Origin of the sequence: Aequorivita iocasae (genome assembly GCF_016757735.1) — a bacterium.
Lineage (GTDB): Bacteria > Bacteroidota > Bacteroidia > Flavobacteriales > Flavobacteriaceae > Aequorivita > Aequorivita iocasae.
The window spans coordinates 35,834-54,250 of sequence record NZ_CP068439.1; the positions used below are offsets into that span (position 1 = coordinate 35,834).

15 protein-coding genes are annotated in these 18,417 nt (G+C 39.1%); 9 read left to right on the forward strand and 6 right to left on the reverse strand.

Annotation, left to right across the window (positions count from 1 at the left end):
* Positions 1–125: 125 nt before the first annotated feature.
* Positions 126–1,742, forward strand: coding sequence for an FMN-binding glutamate synthase family protein (locus JK629_RS00175; protein WP_202336543.1), 1,617 nt, complete (start codon positions 126–128; stop codon positions 1,740–1,742).
* Positions 1,743–1,818: 76 nt separating this feature from the next.
* Positions 1,819–2,343, forward strand: coding sequence for a DUF7935 family protein (locus JK629_RS00180; RefSeq protein ID WP_202336544.1), 525 nt, complete (start codon positions 1,819–1,821; stop codon positions 2,341–2,343).
* Here JK629_RS00180 and JK629_RS00185 read toward each other — a convergent pair.
* The 6 genes from JK629_RS00185 to JK629_RS00210 form a co-directional block, all read right to left on the reverse strand.
* Positions 2,340–2,972 (reverse strand): response regulator transcription factor, encoded by a 633-nt coding sequence (locus JK629_RS00185; protein WP_202336545.1) that lies wholly within the window; start codon positions 2,970–2,972, stop codon positions 2,340–2,342. The two genes, JK629_RS00180 and JK629_RS00185, sit on opposite strands and share 4 nt — an antisense overlap.
* A 40-nt stretch (positions 2,973–3,012) precedes the next feature.
* Positions 3,013–3,765, reverse strand: coding sequence for a sensor histidine kinase (locus tag JK629_RS00190; RefSeq protein WP_202336546.1), 753 nt, complete (start codon positions 3,763–3,765; stop codon positions 3,013–3,015).
* Positions 3,744–4,394: a hypothetical protein gene (locus JK629_RS00195; protein ID WP_202336548.1), complete on the reverse strand. Its 651-nt coding sequence runs from the start codon at positions 4,392–4,394 to the stop codon at positions 3,744–3,746. The genes JK629_RS00190 and JK629_RS00195 overlap by 22 nt, the downstream gene beginning before the upstream one ends.
* A 14-nt stretch (positions 4,395–4,408) precedes the next feature.
* Positions 4,409–5,098, reverse strand: a complete 690-nt coding sequence (locus tag JK629_RS00200; RefSeq protein WP_202336550.1) for a hypothetical protein — start codon at positions 5,096–5,098, stop codon at positions 4,409–4,411.
* A gap of 190 nt (positions 5,099–5,288) precedes the next feature.
* The gene (locus tag JK629_RS00205; protein ID WP_202336552.1) at positions 5,289–6,203 is read right to left on the reverse strand and encodes a patatin-like phospholipase family protein; all 915 of its coding nucleotides are present in this window, start codon (positions 6,201–6,203) and stop codon (positions 5,289–5,291) included.
* On the reverse strand, positions 6,200–8,248 hold the full coding sequence (locus JK629_RS00210; protein WP_202336554.1) for a M1 family metallopeptidase: 2,049 nt from the start codon (positions 8,246–8,248) through the stop codon (positions 6,200–6,202). Before JK629_RS00210 ends, JK629_RS00205 begins: the two co-directional genes overlap by 4 nt.
* A gap of 89 nt (positions 8,249–8,337) precedes the next feature.
* On the opposite strand from JK629_RS00210, the gene recG reads away from it, so the two are divergent.
* The 7 genes from recG to JK629_RS00245 all read left to right on the forward strand — a co-directional run bounded on the left by recG (position 8,338) and on the right by JK629_RS00245 (position 18,332).
* The gene (gene recG / locus JK629_RS00215; RefSeq protein WP_202336556.1) at positions 8,338–10,443 is read left to right on the forward strand and encodes an ATP-dependent DNA helicase RecG; all 2,106 of its coding nucleotides are present in this window, start codon (positions 8,338–8,340) and stop codon (positions 10,441–10,443) included.
* A gap of 106 nt (positions 10,444–10,549) precedes the next feature.
* Entirely contained in the window at positions 10,550–11,209 is a 660-nt protein-coding gene (locus tag JK629_RS00220) for a DUF2490 domain-containing protein (RefSeq protein WP_202336558.1), read from the forward strand.
* Between the two features lie 147 nt (positions 11,210–11,356).
* Complete coding sequence (locus tag JK629_RS00225) at positions 11,357–13,561, forward strand: RelA/SpoT family protein (protein ID WP_202336560.1); 2,205 nt, start codon at positions 11,357–11,359, stop codon at positions 13,559–13,561.
* Positions 13,562–13,588: 27 nt separating this feature from the next.
* Positions 13,589–14,062: a Fur family transcriptional regulator gene (locus JK629_RS00230; RefSeq protein ID WP_202336562.1), complete on the forward strand. Its 474-nt coding sequence runs from the start codon at positions 13,589–13,591 to the stop codon at positions 14,060–14,062.
* Between the two features lie 5 nt (positions 14,063–14,067).
* The gene (locus JK629_RS00235; RefSeq protein WP_202336564.1) at positions 14,068–15,339 is read left to right on the forward strand and encodes an adenylosuccinate synthase; all 1,272 of its coding nucleotides are present in this window, start codon (positions 14,068–14,070) and stop codon (positions 15,337–15,339) included.
* A 75-nt stretch (positions 15,340–15,414) separates the two neighbouring features.
* On the forward strand, positions 15,415–17,142 hold the full coding sequence (locus JK629_RS00240; protein WP_202337949.1) for an OstA-like protein: 1,728 nt from the start codon (positions 15,415–15,417) through the stop codon (positions 17,140–17,142).
* A complete protein-coding gene (locus JK629_RS00245; protein ID WP_202336569.1) occupies positions 17,142–18,332 on the forward strand; it encodes an aspartate aminotransferase family protein in 1,191 nt (396 codons plus the stop codon). Before JK629_RS00240 ends, JK629_RS00245 begins: the two co-directional genes overlap by 1 nt.
* Positions 18,333–18,417: the final 85 nt, after the last annotated feature.

The window sequence follows — 18,417 nt, forward strand, 5'->3', positions numbered from 1 at the left end:
ATCAAACTTTTATAAGAAGTGTTTTTGGGGAAATTATAAACAAAAAATTGCTTTGGAAAGTAATTTTTAAAATCAAAGTAATTTCAAAACTATTTAAATTTAAATATCTTTATAAAAAAACTTCTATGGATACCTTTATATCTTTTGTAAGTCAAATTCCTTGGTGGGCTTGGGTTCTTCTTTTTCTTTTAATCATTGCCATTCGGGATGTTTTCTTCAATAAACATCATACTATCAGCCATAACTTTCCTATAATAGGCCACATTCGCTATATGCTTGAGGGTATTGGGCCTGAGCTTAGGCAGTACATAGTAGCGAACAACCGCGAAGAACTTCCTTTCAATAGAATTGAACGCGGTTGGATTTACGCTTCCGCGAAAAACGAAAATAATTATGAAGGCTTCGGGACAGACCGTGATATTTATGAACCGAATTATATTTTTATAAACAATTCCCTACTTCCATTTAAAGTGGAAAAAGATAACCCCAACTATAAAAACCCCTATTTTTTACCATGTGCGAAGGTTATGGGGAGTTTTCATAAACGTCGCCGCCCCTATCGTCCGGCTTCGGTAATCAACGTTTCGGCTATGAGTTTTGGATCGCTTTCAGCGCGAGCGGTAGAGTCTTTGAATAAAGGCTGCGCCCTCGCTTATTGTTATCACAACACGGGCGAAGGAGGACTGTCACCCTATCATAAAACCGGAGCTGATGTGGTTTTTCATTTCGGAACGGGTTACTTTGGCGTACGCGATGAAAACGGAAATTTTTCCATGGAAAAAATTGTGAAGCTCGTTAATGAAAACCCGCAAGTAAGGGCCATTGAGGTAAAACTTTCTCAAGGCGCAAAACCTGGAAAGGGAGGTGTTTTGCCAGGTTCAAAAATTACAAAGGAAATTGCTGAGATTAGACATGTACCCTTAGGGAAAGATGTGCTATCGCCCCCCACCCATTCAGCTTTTAGCGGTGTAAAGGGGTTGGTAGAATTTGTGGAAGACATTGCAGAGGCCACAGGGTTGCCCGTTGGGATTAAATCTGCCGTGGGCCGTTTGGGAGAGTGGGAACAACTTGCCAAAATAATGAAAGAAACCGGCAAAGGGCCGGATTTTATAACAATTGATGGCGGTGAAGGGGGCACCGGCGCATCGCCTCCTAGTTTTGCAGATCATGTTTCCTTACCGTGGCTTTTCGGGTTTGCTGAAGTTTACAAAATTTTTAAAAAACTAGATCTTTGCGATCAAATTGTTTTTATAGGAAGTGGGAAATTAGGTTTTCCAGCTAGAGCCGCAATGGCCTTTTCCATGGGAGCCGATTTAATAAACGTGGCGCGAGAAGCAATGATGAGCATTGGCTGTATTCAAGCCCAACAGTGCCATACCAATAAATGCCCCAGTGGAGTGGCTACACAAAACAAATGGCTACAGAACGGAATAAATATTGAAGATAAGTCAGTTCGCGCACATTTTTATTTCAAGAATTTCAGAAAAGAACTTTTAGAAATGACCCACGCCTGTGGATATGAACATCCGTGCCAATTCACAATGGATGATGTTGACCTGACTGTTGGTGATAAAAATCTCATTAAAACTTTGGCGCAATCCTTTATGTACCACAAATGCGAGGTACCGTTTGAAAGTATGAAGGCAATATCAAGTTGTAATCACCTAGGTGGCAATTACCATGAAAAACAAGCGAAAAAAGAAGTGAAGGCGATGAAAAGAGAAAATAAGGTGCGCTACTGATAATTTAGCATAATAAAAAAGTAACTATTGCCAAAATTCTAAAAACACATTAAGTTTGCCAATATTTTAATCTCAGATGGAAGAAACAACCCAAATTATTAGTTATGCAGCCTATCTATTGCCCGCAATTGTTGTGGGAATAGTCGCTTATTTTTTCTTTAAAGGCCACACGGCCAATGAAGAGGGCCGCCGAAGGTACTTAGTCCAAAAGGAAGCGCAAAAACAGGTTTTGCCCCTTCGTTTACAGGCTTATGAGCGCATTACGCTTTTTTTGGAGCGCATAGACCCCAATAAACTTTTGGTTCGTGTAAAACCCTTTTCAGATTCCAAAGACGATTATGAAACCTTGTTAGTGAAAAATATTGAACAGGAATATGATCATAACTTAACACAGCAAATTTACGTAACCCCTGAATGTTGGAACCTCGTAAATGCCGCTAAAAATGCTACTATACATGCAATACGCCAAGGAGCAATGCACGAAAAGGATGGAAATGTAGACAAAATGCGGGAAGTATTATTACAGAATTTTATGGAAGAGGTTACTCCATCACAAAAGGCTATGGCATACGTAAAAAAAGAGGTTGGCGAGCTTTTTTAAGGTGTGAAAAGATTGTGATGTATAGCAAAGAGTACAAGCCCGATTCTGCTTTTAATTTTTAGCTTTTTGTGAACAGAATCTCTATAGCCTTCCACGGTTTTATAGCTGCAGGACATGGCTTCAGCAATTTCTTTGTAGCTGAGATCGGTACAAGCAAGTTTTATGAATTCAATTTCCTTTTCTTTTAAATCTGTGTCTATTTCATTTTCCAAAGATTCAATAAGAATTTGTGAAACAGTATTTGTGTAATAGTACCCCTTTTGCATTACTTCACTTAAGGCTTTTTCAAGAATATCTTTTTTTGTATCCTTCATTAAATACCCGCTAGCTCCGGCCCTTAGCATTTTCAGGATGGTATATTCATCTTCCTCTATGGAAAGGGCCAGTACTTTTACTTTCGGATATTTTTTCTTGAGAATCTCAGTTGTTTCAATTCCGTTTAAAATAGGCATCTTTATATCCATAAGAACCAAATCTGGAATGTTTTTTGGAGTAGCAAGTTTATCAAGCAGTTCCTTGCCGTTTTTGCATAAAAAAAGCACATTAAAATTTTTAAATTCTTGAACCAATCCACCTATGGCTTGGGAGAGCAAGAAATGATCGTCTACTACTACTACGGAATAACTCATTTTGCAACAGGTATTTCTTATATGTAAATTGATTCAAAATTCACACAAAATTATATTTAAGGTGCAGTGCTGTGCCTTGGTCTTTTACAGAATTGATTTTCAATGTTGAATTGATCAATTGGGCACGCGTTTTCATGTTTTTAAGTCCAATTCCCATAAAATCATCAGTTTTATCAAAACCCACTCCATTATCTTCTGCAGAAATAATCAAATATTTATCAGCATAATTCAGAACTACCTTTAATGTCGAAGCTCTGGAATGCTTTATCGTATTTGAAAAAAATTCCTGCAATATTCTAAAAAGAATAATCTGTGTATTACTCTCAATGGGCCTTACAGTTCCTTGAACCTTTAATTCAGCAGCAATAAATTTAAGCCTGTTGAATCGCTCTATTTCCAGGCTTACAGCTTCTTGTAGGCTAAGGCTTTTTAGTGCTTCCGGGTTTATCAATTTTGAAAGCGCCCGCAATTCATCAATGCCATTGCCTATTGTTTCAGAAACTTCATTTAGCATTTCGGGTCTTTCTTGTGCCATTTGGGCTTGTATTTTGGCCAAGGTCATCAACTGCCCAATATTATCGTGCAGTTCCCAACTAATATTTCGCAAAGTTTCCTCGCGAATCTCTATTTGTGATTCTGCCAATTCGCGGTCGAATGCTTTTTTTGCTTTTTCCTGCTCCTGCAACAAACGGTTTTTTCTACGCGAAAAAACACTGAAGAGTACGATAACAATAATTACTAAAGTTATCGGAATGGCTATTGCCGCAATTATTATGATTTCTTTTTCATCCATAGAAATCCTGTCAAAAAAAACAAATACATAATGATTATGAGCGAAAACTGTATTACAAGTAAAATCTCAAAGAAACTATCGGGTTTATAAAACCAAGTTCTAATGATTTTTATGGGAATATAGCCAATATAAAACAAAAATAGGCCCACACTTACCCAAAACAGTAAATCGTTTTTTATAACAAGCACTCGGGATGACTGTAAAATATTTACGTAATAGAGAATAATGCAAAAAACCAAAATTCCTGCACCGGCCATATAGGAAATAATAAAACCTCTATTTATAAAATCTGTTAAAATCCAATCTCCTGCATAAAACAACCAATATACTGCTATACCCAATTTAATAAGTGTTTTAAATTTTCTCTCATCAATTATCTTTAAAAAAATATAATAGAAAAACGAAAAATAAAAGAAGTAATATATATTATAAATTATGGCGTTTGGAGGGCCAAATATATACTTTATATACATTCCCAAAGCTTCTGCCAAAAGGGTAAACAGTAATATAATAGGCAATACCCTTAAAGCAGAATCTTTATAAAGCGGAAATTTAACAATTGAAATAATAAACACGATGGCATAAAGTGCCATGTGGGCATATTGCATACTTTCTAAAAATGAATTCAAAGTTCAAGAATGTTTTAATTATCATCTCCAAAATCATTTGCGCCTGCTGGAGGAGGAGTGATATTGCCTTCGTTAAAAATAATACTAGTTGTTCCACCTCCTTGGAGGGTTGGGGCGGCGGAAATAAAAAATCCAGCCTCATTCACATTACCCTGGGGTTCATCACGCATTTTATTTTCGTCTTTCCCTCGTAAACCATTCCTATTTATAGGCAGGGCAGTATAAACACCGTCAATATCTTCAAGGTAAAAGCCAACATTTTTTCCTTCATAAGCCATAGTGGGCACTACAAAAAAACTATTTCTTTTTGGAAATTTAACGACATCCCCATTGGGAAATTTATCACTAGCGGGATAGTTTGAAAGATAGAACCGCAATGTTTGTATTTCCACATTAGCTTCTTTAGCCTCATGTTCAATATAAGCGATGTACTGTTTTATAGTTTTTAAGTCATATTCAGCATAACGGGTAGGAGTAAATTTTGAACCATCTGCTGCAATACTATCTTCGTATTTTTGAAGTATCGGCACGCGTCTTTGTGAATAGGCATCGTACATTTCTTGGGCGCGATCTACAGAAATGATGTGATCTTTCGGTGGACCTTCATACGGGGATTCGTTGTGGGTAGATATATCTTGACAGCTAAAAAGCATTAAATTGATACAAATTAATAAAAGTACAGTTTGAATGGTTTGTGTTTTCATATTGAATTGGTTTTAGAGTTGTAGTATACAAATAATCACAATAAGATGAACTTAAAAATGTCCTCCTCTTAAAAGCAAAGTGAAGATAAAGTAAAAGAGTTGATTATTAACAATCTACACGTGCCTTACATCAAAAATACAGGGAAAACCTGAATATTTGGGGGAAATCCCTCTTAGTAAAGTAGGAAAATCAATCGTCTTTTGTGCGAATTTCGTTTAATGCATTATTTTTCTGGTCAGCATATCGAAAGCCGAGTTCCCACCACTTTGTCATCATTTTCTTATCAAATATCAAAGAATTTGTAGTCAAAACCGTTGGGGTATAATAAAGATTGATAATAACATCTTTATTGGTGGCGACAAATTTTCCTATACGGATGTTCTGTTTCTCAATACGGTCCGCCATATAATTATGCATATTGATAAGCAACGAAAAAACATTTTTTGATGGAAGCCGGTTGTAATAGGTAATCTCGGTCTCCAAGACAATTATATCAATATGGGTTGCGCCACGGTTAATCGCCTCTTCAATGGGAACCATGCTTCCAAAACCGCCATCGGCATACTCACAGCCGTCCTTTTTTACAAGACTCATAAAAGGGGTAAAATTTGAAGAAATCCAGATCCAGTCCAAAAAATCCTGATACTCAAAATCATTCACACTTTTATATTCCACTTGGTTCAGTGAAAGGTTTGAAACTGTTACAACCACTTCCTTTTTCGAAGCTTTCAGGTTATTGAATTCGATTTCGGTAAAAGTATTTTCAATTAGCTTTCGTAAATTTAAGCTTTCGCCAAAGGTTTTCTTTCCTTTCAAAAAATTTCGCAGTACCGTAAAATGGTCGATGGCAATCTGCTTGCCGCCAAACTTATCTTCCTTTATCACAAAGGGGCAACTATTAAAAATACTTTTTTGGTTAACCGAAGTATAAACTTCCTTAATTTTTTCCACCTTGTCCAGCGCCAAATGGGAAATGAGCAAACTGCCAGTTGAGGTACCTACAAAAAGATCGTAATTGTGGTGCAGTTTCTCCATTAAATACTGTGCCACGCCGCCCGCAAAAGCACCTTTGCTACCTCCCCCAGATATTACCAACGCCCTCATTCCTTTATGGTTGAATTTAAATAATTGGCCGCCTTTTCTGAAACCTGCCGACCCAAAACCCGCAACTGTTCATGATACTTTTCATTTTGAAGCAAACTATTCATTAATGCCTTTGATGATTTTGCAAAACGCCAAGTTGGGTGAACCGTTGCTTCCACAAGATTTTTAAGTGTTTCCAAATCCCAAAGCTGAAGTTCGTTTACATACTCAAAAGCCTTTTCGCGAATTTCAAAACTGTAATCTGTGGAAGTATAATTCTTCAATTCCTTTAAATAATTCTCTTTTTCAGACATTTCATAGTTATCCGTAAGTAATGCCAAAGCGAGCCACAACTGCCGAATATTTTTATTCTGAAAACCCTCAATTCCTTTTGTTTTGTTGAGATATTCGGTTCTTTTCTCTGGAAATTGCATCCACAATTGATACAGCGCGGTTTCTATTGTAACATAGGAAGCATCGTTTAGCAGATTCTCATATTCCGATTGAAGTTCTTTTGGAATGGTTTGCAACGAAAGCGCAACAGCTTGACGAACATACAAATTGTTACTTTCAAAAGCTATCTTGTAAAGCGGAAGTGTTTCAGAAAGCGGCTCCTCCGCCAATTGATAAACCGCTTCCTGGCCAATAAAATCATTCGGAAAGGTGAGCGCAGCTTTTAGCTGGATTTTTTTATCTGCCAAAGGCGTTGCGCGAAGCGCAGCATTTTCAAAATATTTTTTGATAAATGAAGATTTCAGTAATGATTGATAAGCTTCTTCTGCTTTAAAAGCGGCCTGTTGTAACCAATCCTTCTCAAAATCTGAAATATCAGTTTGTGAGACAGCTTTCACTTCATTCAAAAAATCATCGGTAGAAACATTTTTGAATTTATATTTTTCAAGATAGTTTTTGATTGCTGTTTTAAAAGCCTCGTCCCCTATCCTTTCCCGCAAAATATGAAGCGCCCACGCTCCTTTTTGGTAAAAAGTTAGCGAACTTGCTTTGGGATTTAAAAGCGATTCGCCCTTGCCCTCATCGCTCATTGCCTTTAGCTGCTCGGCGGATTGGTACAATTGCCAGTAATAATAGTCTTCCCCAAATATATCTCTCTCGGCCAAAAGTGCGTAATAGGTCGCAAAACCTTCCTGCAGCCAATGGTCTTCATTTGCGGTTTCGGTAACCATATCGCCAAACCATTGGTGGGCAAGCTCGTGAGCGTTTACGTTTACGTAATTTCTATCGTTAAACCCTATGGAATCCACCACAAAGGCTTCGGAAAAGAAGGTGGCGGTGGTGTTTTCCATTCCGGCATACAGAAAATCGCGCAAGGGCACCTGTTTGTAATTTTGCCAAGGATAAGCAACGCCGATCTCCCTTTCCAAAAAATCGAAAATCTGTTTGCTGTAGCGATAGGTTGGTTCTACTTTTAGTGAATCTTGAGGTTTGTAATACAATTCAATAGGGATTCCGGAATTTGAAACGAGCTCTTTTTTATTGAAATCACCAATTGCGAAGGCTACCAAATAGCTGGACATGGGGTTTTTCATATCGAAATGTCGTGCCTCAGGAATCTCACCTAAATCCATTAATTTACCATTTGCAATTATAGCATTATCAGCTTGAGCAAATAGAACTAAATCAAACTCAATTTTATCATTAACATCATCAATACTTGGCAACCAATGTGAAGTATATTTTCCCTGTCCTTGTGTCCAAATCTCATCACCAAAAAAGTAAAGGGTTTGCTTTGGTTTCATCTCATAATAAAAATCTGCTACGTAAGTTTTCTCTTTTTCAAATTTACCAACAAACCAAATCTTCTTTTCATCAGCAGATATTTTGAATACTTTACTCTTAATTTCGTCGATTTTAATATTTACTGCATCCATAAAAATGGAATCGGTTTCTTTCAGCACTTCAAATGTGGCCACAAATCGACCTGCTATTTTTTTTTCCACAACATCGGGCCTAATTAAAGCCTCAATCCTCAAAAAATCCACAACATCGGTCTGCTGTGCAAAAGCTGTTACACTTGAAAAGAAAAGCGCAAAAAGAAATTTATTCATTTTAAGAAGAGTAATATTTTTGAGTTAGCAAATTACAAATTTTAAAGCAATGAGATTCCCGCCTTCGCGGGAATTAGTATTTTCGTTTTATGAATGCCAATTTCCTGCAAACTCCTATCGACTATCTTAAAGGCGTCGGCCCCAACCGGGCTGATTTGCTTAAAAAGGAGCTTGGCATCCACACCTTTCAGGATTTGCTGAATCTTTTTCCCAATCGTTATCTCGATAGAACGCAGTATTACAAAATAGCGCAATTACAGCAAACAAATGCCGAAGTTCAGATTATTGGAAAAATCACACATATAAAAACGGTTGAACAAAAACGTGGAAAACGTTTGGTCGCTACTTTTATTGATGAAACCGGCAGTATTGAACTTGTTTGGTTTCGTGGGCAAAAGTGGATTCGGGAGAATTTAAAGTTGAACGTTCCCTACGTAATCTTCGGAAAAACGAATTATTTCAACAATAGTTTCTCCATGCCGCACCCCGAAATGGAATTGCTGGAGGCACATGAAAAAAGTATCCGTTCTGCCATGCAACCTGTCTATCCTTCCACCGAAAAATTGGGGAACAGCGGCATCACAAATCGAGTGATAAATGGGCTAATGCAACAGCTTTTTTTGGAGAGCAAAAATGCCTTCGCCGAGACCCTCTCAAAACCCCTTTTGGAACAGTTGAAATTAGCCTCAAAAAAGGAGGCACTTTTTAACATACATTTTCCGAAAAGTCAAGCGCATTTGGCACGTGCCCAGTACCGATTAAAATTTGAGGAATTGTTCTATATCCAACTGCAATTAATTCGGAAAAACCTCATCCATAAATCGAAAATTAAGGGTTACACTTTTGATAAAATTGGGCACAATTTCAACACGTTTTTTTCGGAACATTTGCCCTTTGAATTGACCGAAGCGCAGAAGCGGGTGATCAAAGAAATCCGCAACGATTTAGGAAGCAATGCACAAATGAACCGACTTTTACAGGGCGATGTGGGTTCTGGGAAGACCATAGTAGCGCTAATGTCAATGTTAATAGCTATTGACAATGGTTTTCAAGCTTGTTTAATGGCCCCAACTGAAATTTTGTCAGTCCAGCATTATAACGGTTTAATTGAAATGTGCAATAATCTGAATACCAGTATTGAATTGCTTACTGGTTCAACTAAAACTTCAAAAAGGAAGGAAATTCATGAAAAACTCGAAAACGGCGCATTAAACATCCTAATTGGCACCCATGCACTGCTCGAAGATAAGGTAAAATTCAAAAATCTGGGGCTTGCAATTGTGGACGAACAACATCGTTTTGGAGTGGAACAACGCAGCAAATTATGGCACAAAAACGAATATCCGCCACACGTACTTGTTATGACCGCCACCCCCATCCCCCGCACCCTCGCCATGAGCATTTATGGCGACCTCGATATTAGCGTAATTGATGAACTTCCACCGGGCAGAAAAGACATCAAAACCGTGCACCGTTTTGATGCGAATAGACTGAAGGTTTTTAGGTTTATAAGAGACGAAATTTCCAAGGGCCGACAGGTGTATATTGTTTACCCATTGATACAGGAAAGTGAAACGATGGACTATAAAGATTTGATGGATGGATATGAAAGTATTGTGCGCGAATTTCCACAACCAAAATATCAGGTTTCTATTCTTCACGGACAGATGAAACCAGCCGATAAGGATTATGAGATGAACCGTTTTGTAAAAGGCGAAACACAAATTATGGTTGCCACAACCGTTATTGAGGTTGGCGTAAATGTGCCAAACGCCAGCGTGATGATTATTGAAAGTGCCGAACGCTTCGGCTTATCACAGCTGCACCAATTACGTGGCCGTGTGGGACGTGGTGCGGAACAGAGTTATTGTATTTTAATGACCAGCCATAAACTTTCAGCAGATGCCAAAACCCGTTTGGAAACCATGGTGCGCACAAGCGATGGCTTTGAAATTGCCGAAGTGGATTTAAAACTACGTGGCCCTGGTGATATGATGGGTACACAACAGAGCGGTGTGCTAAACCTTCGCATTGCAGACATAGTAAAGGATAGCGAGATATTGAAGATTGCCCGAAGTTATGCTGCCCAAACCCTCAAGGGAGACCCTAATCTTACTTCCGAAGAAAATATTCCTATAAAAAACACCTATGCCCAACTCGTGAAGTATCGGAATATCTGGAATTATATTTCGTGAAAAATTATAAAATTCTCATAAAAAAATGGTTTTTAGCGGTGTTTATTTTACCATTTATAACCACTCCTATATTTTTGTTTCAAGCTGAATATTAAGATTTGCTATAATGAAGAACTATCTTTTTTTATTGATGTTACTATTGCCTTTTTCTTCTATTGCTCAGGACAGTAATTTTGGAAACTGGATTATTTATTTCGGAAACAAGAAAATAGATAATAAATGGAATTGGCACCATGAAGTTCAATACCGAAACTACAATGCTATAGGAGACTTGGAACAGTTGTTATTGAGAACGGGCTTTGGCTATAACCTTACCGAAAACAATAACAATCTATTGTTGGGGTATGGATATATTTTGAGCGAAAATTATATAGCAAACACAGACGAGAAAAATTCAATAAACGAACACAGAATTTACCAACAGTTTATTACCCGCCAAAAGATAGCCCGTGTGGGAGTACAGCACCGATATAGGTTTGAGCAGCGCTTTGTGGAAGATGATTTTAAACTTCGCTTTCGCTATTTTTTGGGACTGAATGTACCATTGAATAATGCCGAATTGATTGAAAAAACCATTTACCTATCTGCCTACAATGAAATTTTTCTTAACACTAAAAATACAGTTTTTGACAGAAACAGACTATACTCTGGCTTGGGCTATAAGCTGAATAACTCATTAAAGTTTGAAATTGGTTATATGAACCAGTTTTTAGCAGGCGGAAATAACAGAGATCAGCTTAACCTAATCACCTCTTTTAATTTTTAAATACTATATCAAAAAGAAATTACAAGCAAACCCTCTTCTAGATTTAAAAACCTTAGAAAACGTTTTTTTTTAATTAACAATTAACACACGTCCACTAAGGCCTTATTGCACTTGCCCATTAAAATACTTTTCAATACTTTTAGGTTTATGACAGAAGCCGCATTAGAAGAAGAGAAAAAGGAGCTCGCAAAGCAGTATAAGCAGTTGCTGAAGATCAGTTATCGCACCCTCACAAAAGACGATAAAAAACTGATTCGCAGCGCGTTTGATCTTGCTGTTGATGCTCACAAAGAGCAACGTCGCAAAAGTGGCGAAGCCTATATTTTTCACCCTATTGCAGTCGCAAAAATTGTAGCCTCAGAGATTGGCCTCGATGCCACAAGCATAGCCGCAGCGCTTTTGCACGATGTTGTGGAAGATACCGAATATAAATTGGATGATATTGAGCGCCTGTTCGGTACCGCCGTAGCCCGGATTGTGGACGGTCTCACTAAGATCGCACACATCTCCATGTCTGAAGACGTTTCCATGCAGGCCGAAAACTTCCGAAAGATGCTATTAACGCTTAATGAGGATATTCGAGTAATCATCATAAAAATTGCTGACAGACTGCACAATATGCAAACCATGGACAGCATGCCCCCAGACAAGCAGCGGAAAATCGCTTCGGAAACTCTTTACATATACGCCCCACTTGCCCACCGGATCGGACTTTATAATATAAAAACCGAACTGGAGGATCTGGGCTTGAAATTCACTGAGCCTGACGTTTACGCTGATATTTTAAGCCGAATAAAGGAAAGCAAGGAAGAACAGGATGCTTATATTGAAGCCTTCAACAAGGTGATAAAAAATTCACTGGATTCCGAGAACCTGGAATACGAAATAAAGGGGCGGCCAAAATCCATTTTCTCCATACGAAGGAAAATGCTTGCACAAAACGTGAGCTTTGATGAAGTTTATGACAAATTTGCCGTGCGAATTATTTACAAAAGCACGCCCGAAAACGAAAAATTCTTCGCCTGGAAGATTTATTCTATTGTTACAGATCATTTCCGCCCCAACCCAATACGGTTGCGCGACTGGATCTCCTCACCAAAATCAACAGGTTACGAAGCACTTCACATTACCGTAATGGGCCCTAAAGGCCGTTGGGTAGAAGTACAAATTCGCAGCGAACGCATGAACGAAATTGCTGAAAAAGGGTTTGCTGCGCACTACAAATACAAAAACAAGGAAAAGGACGACGGCGGACTTGAAAACTGGTTGAACAAACTGCAAGACACGCTGGAAAATTCGGAAATAAGCGCCGTAGATTTTGTAGAAGAATTCAAGCTGAATCTATACGCCAAGGAAATTTTCGTCTTTACGCCAAAAGGAGACCTGTATTCATTACCTAAAGGCGCAACGGCATTGGATTTCGCGTTTCATATTCACACGGAAATTGGGATGCACACCCGCGGTACAAAGGTTAACGGAAAATTGGTTCCATTGAGCCACGAACTAAAAAGTGGCGACCAGGTAGAGGTTATTACTTCAGAAAATGCGAAGCCTACCGCCAACTGGCTAAATTACGCAACAACGGGCCGCGCACGTTCCAAGATAAAATCTTCATTAAAAGATGAAAAGAAACAACTTGCCGAAGAAGGAAAGGTTGTTCTGGCAAGAAAATTAAAGTCTTTAAAAATAAACCTGGACGATACTACGATCAATCAGCTTGTGGTTTTCTTTAAAGTGAAAACGAGTCTGGATTTGTACTACCGCGTGGGCGCAGGAATTATTGACAACCAAAAACTGAAGGATTTTGCCGCGTCGCGAAGCAATGCATTTATTAGCTTCTTCAAAAATAGAATCCGAAAGCCAGACAAGCCCGAGGACGTAAACAAGGAAGAGATTACAGAAAAGTTTGACCAACTTGTATTCGGCAAAAACGAAGACAAATTGGATTATAAAATGGCAAACTGCTGCAACCCCATCCCAGGCGATGATGTCTTTGGTTTTGTAACCGTAAACGAAGGTATAAAGGTCCATAAAACCAACTGTCCAAACGCCCTGCAGCTTCAGAGCAATTATAGTTACCGCATTATGCCCGCCAAATGGATTGATAGTACGCAACGCGAATTTAAAGCCGTGCTGAACATTTCGGGAATTGACACAATAGGTTTAGTAAACGAAGTGACAAAAGTGATCTCAAACAACCTTCACATAGATATGAAAAGCGTCCATTTCGATAGTAACGACGGGGTTTTTACGGGCAAGATTGTAGTTGTGGTAAAAAACAAGTCTATTCTTAATAATCTTGTGGAAAACATCAAAAAAATAAACGGAATTGATAAAGTTACTAGAGCATAAATTTTAAGTAACTTTGCAACCTTAATTATGAGTTCAAAAACAGATATAAACAATCAAGCTATTGTAAAGAACGTTTTCACAGGTTTTCTTGAAGAAAAAGGACACCGTAAAACGCCGGAACGCTATGCCATTCTCCAGGAAATTTATGATCACGACGACCATTTTGATATAGAGTCGCTATACATAAATATGAAGAATAAAAATTACCGCGTAAGCCGTGCCACGCTTTATAATACCATTGAATTGCTTTTGGAGTGCGGTTTGGTACGCAAACACCAGTTTGGCCAGAATCAGGCGCATTACGAAAAATCATACTTTGATCGCAACCACGACCACGTTATTCTTTCAAACGGAGAGGTGATAGAGTTTTGCGACCCAAGAATACACAGTATCAAAAAAACCATCGAAGAGGTTTTTAATATAGAAATAACCAACCATTCACTTTATTTCTACGGAAATAAAAAAACACCCGCCACAAACGATGACGGGAACAATCAATAAAAATTATGGCAGTAGACTTACTACTTGGATTGCAATGGGGCGACGAAGGCAAAGGAAAAATTGTCGATGTCCTAACAAAAAACTATGATATAATCGCACGTTTTCAAGGCGGGCCAAACGCGGGCCATACCTTGGAATTTGACGGCCACAAGCATGTGCTTCATACTATTCCCAGTGGAATTTTTCATGACGGAACCATTAATTTAGTGGGTAACGGGGTTGTTATTGATCCCGTAATTTTCAAAAGAGAATTAGACAACCTTGTAAAATTCAACCTAGATCTTAAAAAAAGCTTATTAATTTCACGTAAGGCGCATCTTATCTTACCAACACACCGCTTGCTTGATGCTGCTTCCGAAGCTTCTAAGGGTAAAGCAAAAATTGGTTCAACCCTTAAGGGCATTGGCCCAACTTATATGGATAAAACAGGTCGCAATGGTATTCGCGTCGGCGATTTGGAATTGGACAACTGGCAGGAAAAATACCGCGCTTTGGCAGATAAGCACGAAGCAATGATTGATTTTTACAATGTGGATGTACAGTACGATTTGGCAGACCTTGAAGCGGAATTTTTTAAAGCGGTTGAAGTATTAAAATCCCTTTCTTTTATTGATAGTGAGGAATACTTACACCAAGCCCAGCAAGACGGAAAAACCATTCTTGCCGAAGGCGCGCAGGGTTCTTTGCTGGATATAGATTTTGGAACATATCCGTTTGTAACCTCATCAAACACTACGGCTGCGGGAGCATGTACCGGTTTGGGCGTGGCTCCCGGAAAAATCAAGGAAGTTTTCGGAATATTTAAAGCCTACACCACCAGAGTGGGCAGCGGCCCCTTCCCTACCGAGCTTTTTGACGAAGCTGGCGAGACCATGGGTCGTGTGGGTAATGAATTTGGTGCAACCACAGGCCGTCCGCGCCGTTGCGGCTGGCTGGACTTGGTAGCACTTCGCTATGCAGTTCAAGTGAATGGAGTTACCCAATTGATTATGATGAAAGGCGACGTTTTAAGTGGTTTTGAAACACTTAAAGTGTGTACCGCCTATAATTATAAAGGAAAAACAATCCATCATTTTCCTTATAATATTGAAGCCGAAAATGTAACGCCCGTTTATACAGAAATGAAAGGCTGGCAGGCAGATTTAACCAAAATGACTGAAGCTTCACAAATGCCTCAAGCCTTGAATGATTATATCGATTTCTTGGAAAAGGAACTGGAAGTTCCTATTAAAATTGTTTCCGTAGGACCAGACAGAAAACAAACCATCCATCGGTAATCAAATTTTTTGTTGATATTTTCGTTGCTAATGAAAAATAATTCTTTTTTGAAAATATCATCCTCTATATTTTTCATGTTGCTTTTTTTCTTCGGAATAAATCTTTCCGCGCAAGAAAAGCAAAAGGTTGACATACAATCCGGTTACCTTGAATTACGACCCGAATTTCCTGATGCCGCCATTTACACCAAAGACGAAACCGGACAAGTTTACATTGTTCACGAAGGCGTGGAAATGTGGTGTGACCAAGCTTTTGTTTATCTAAAAAATAATTTCGTCAAAGCCTATGGCGATGTACGGATTACGCAAGGCGACACCGTCTCGATGAACAGCAAATACGCTGAATATAACGGCAACACCCAATTTGCATTTGCAAGCGGCGATGTAGTTTTAACAGAGCCAAAAACCACCCTTAAAACAGACACTCTTTATTTCGACAGGATAAAACAACAGGCCTATTACAGGACTGACGGCACAGTGCAGGACACTTCCAGCGTCTTAACAAGCCGTACTGGAAGGTATTTCGCCGAAAGCAAAAAGTATCAATTTCTTCAAAATGTAAAAATTGTAAACCCAAAATATACCGTTAATAGCAACCAACTCGATTTTTTTTCAGAGACGGGAGATGCATACCTCTACGGCCCTTCCACGATTGTAAGTGAAACCAGTACGGTATACTGTGAACGTGGTTATTACGATACCCGCGGCGATACTGGATATTTCGTAAAAAATTCAAAAGTAGATTACGAAAACCGCACGCTTTACGGCGATAGTATCTATTTTGACCGAAATAAAAGTTTTGCCTCTGCCACCAACAATATTCGCGTTTTGGACACCATCAATAAAAGTGTTATCCGCGGACATTATGCAGAAGTTTTCCGCGAAAAGGATTCGGTTTTTATTACGAAAAGAGCTGTGGCAATCACTGTTCGCGATGGCGATTCTATTTATGTGCACGCAGACACCTTGCGGGTAACCGGAAAACCTGAGAATAGAATTGTAAAAGGATTTTATCGCGCCCGGCTTTTTAAACCCGGAAAAGTTGGCGACGATCCTACCAGTGGAAAATGTGACAGTATCTACGTCAACGAAAAAAGGGGAATTACAAAATTATTGCGAAACCCTGTTTTGTGGAGCGGCGAGAACCAAATGATTGGCGATACCATTCACATTCTTTCAGACACGATTACAGACAAACTGGATACGCTTAAAGTATTCAATCATGCATTCCTTGTTCAAAAAGACAGCATGGGCTTCAACCAAGTCAAGGGCGAACGGCTTATCGGACTTTTTACAAATAATGAATTGGACACGGTAAACATCAATAAAAATGCACAGGTAATTTATTATTCACGAGATGATAATGAGAAGTTGGTAGGCATAAACAATACGGTTTCAAGTTCCATTCAAATGTACTTGGAAGAACAGCAGATTACCGGAATCCGGTTTATTAAAAAGGCTGATGGAAAAGTATATCCTCCCTCAATGTTGCCTGAAAACGCTAGAATTCTCCCAGGGTTTCAATGGCGGGGCGATGAACGGTTATATTCAGTGGAAGATCTATTCAAAGGAAAACCGGCACCGGTGCTTCCTAAAATAACCGGAATTCCACTACCCAAGAATGAAGGAGAATTTTTTGAGGATATTCCCGAAGACGAAATTGAACTTCCCGAAGAGTCCAAACTTTCCCCGAAAGATTTACAAAACCGGCCAGACGATCCCAAACCCGAAACTTTGGAAAGCGAGGCGAAACGGGACTCAATTCAGCAGAAAATGAACGATTCCATTCAACAGGGAAACTAATGATAGAAGATTTTTTTAAATACCAAGCGCAAACAACTTCGCATCCGTTAGCGTTGGAAATATCGCATGCTAAAGGAAGTTATATTTATGACACTTCTGGTAAAAAACACTTGGATTTTGTGGCGGGAGTTTCTGCATGCACCCTTGGACATTGCCATCCGCGCGTGGTTTCCGCAATAAAAGATCAGGTTGAGAAATATTTGCACGTAATGGTTTATGGCGAATATATTCAAGAATCTGCTGTGGAACTTGCAAAATTGCTTTCAGAAAATCTTCCCAAAAGCTTAAACACAACTTATTTAGTAAACAGCGGCACCGAAGCCATTGAAGGCGCCTTAAAACTGGCCCGACGCGCAACGGGAAGAACGCAAATTCTGTATGCAAATAACGCATACCACGGCAACACCATGGGCTCTATGAGTGTGATGGGCTATGAAGAGCGCAAAAACGCTTTCAAACCGCTAGTGCCGGATTGCTTTCCCGTGAATTTTAATAGCGAAGCAGATCTTCAAAAGATAACTTCGGAAACTGCGGCTATAATTTTGGAAACGATTCAAGGTGGTGCGGGCTTCATTCACCCTGAGAATGATTATCTTAAAAAAGTCCGCCAACGTTGTGATGAATCTGGAACGCTATTAATTTTAGACGAAATACAACCAGGATTTGGAAGAACTGGGAAGCTCTTTGCATTTGAACATTTCGGCATCGTGCCAGATATTTTGGTGATGGGAAAAGGAATGGGCGGCGGAATGCCAATTGGCGCGTTTACCGCTTCCCACGAAGTTATGGCGCTGCTTCAGGACAACCCAAAGCTTGGACATATTACCACTTTTGGCGGAAATCCCGTGATTGCAGCTGCCGCTTTAGCAACCCTTCAGGAATTGACAGAAACTGATATTATTGAGCAAACATTTCAGAAGGAAAAACTTTTCAGAAAATTACTAGAACATCCACTAATAAAGGAAGTACGCGGTCGGGGACTGATGCTTGCGGCAATGGTGGAAACCCCAGAAATTGCTACCGAAGTAATCCTAGCCTGCAAAGAATTGGGACTGGTACTTTTTTGGCTGCTTTTTGAAGGTCGTGCCATCCGCATTACGCCGCCACTGACAATCAGCAATGACGAAATTGCAGAAGGATGCAAATTGATTCAAATCGCATTAAATCGAGTCAAATCAAGTCAAAATTAATCAATTTGCACCAACCCCTTTATTTATAGGGTTTTATGTATTATCTTTCTGTTGATAAGTTCGTTAACAATAAACACGGCATAAC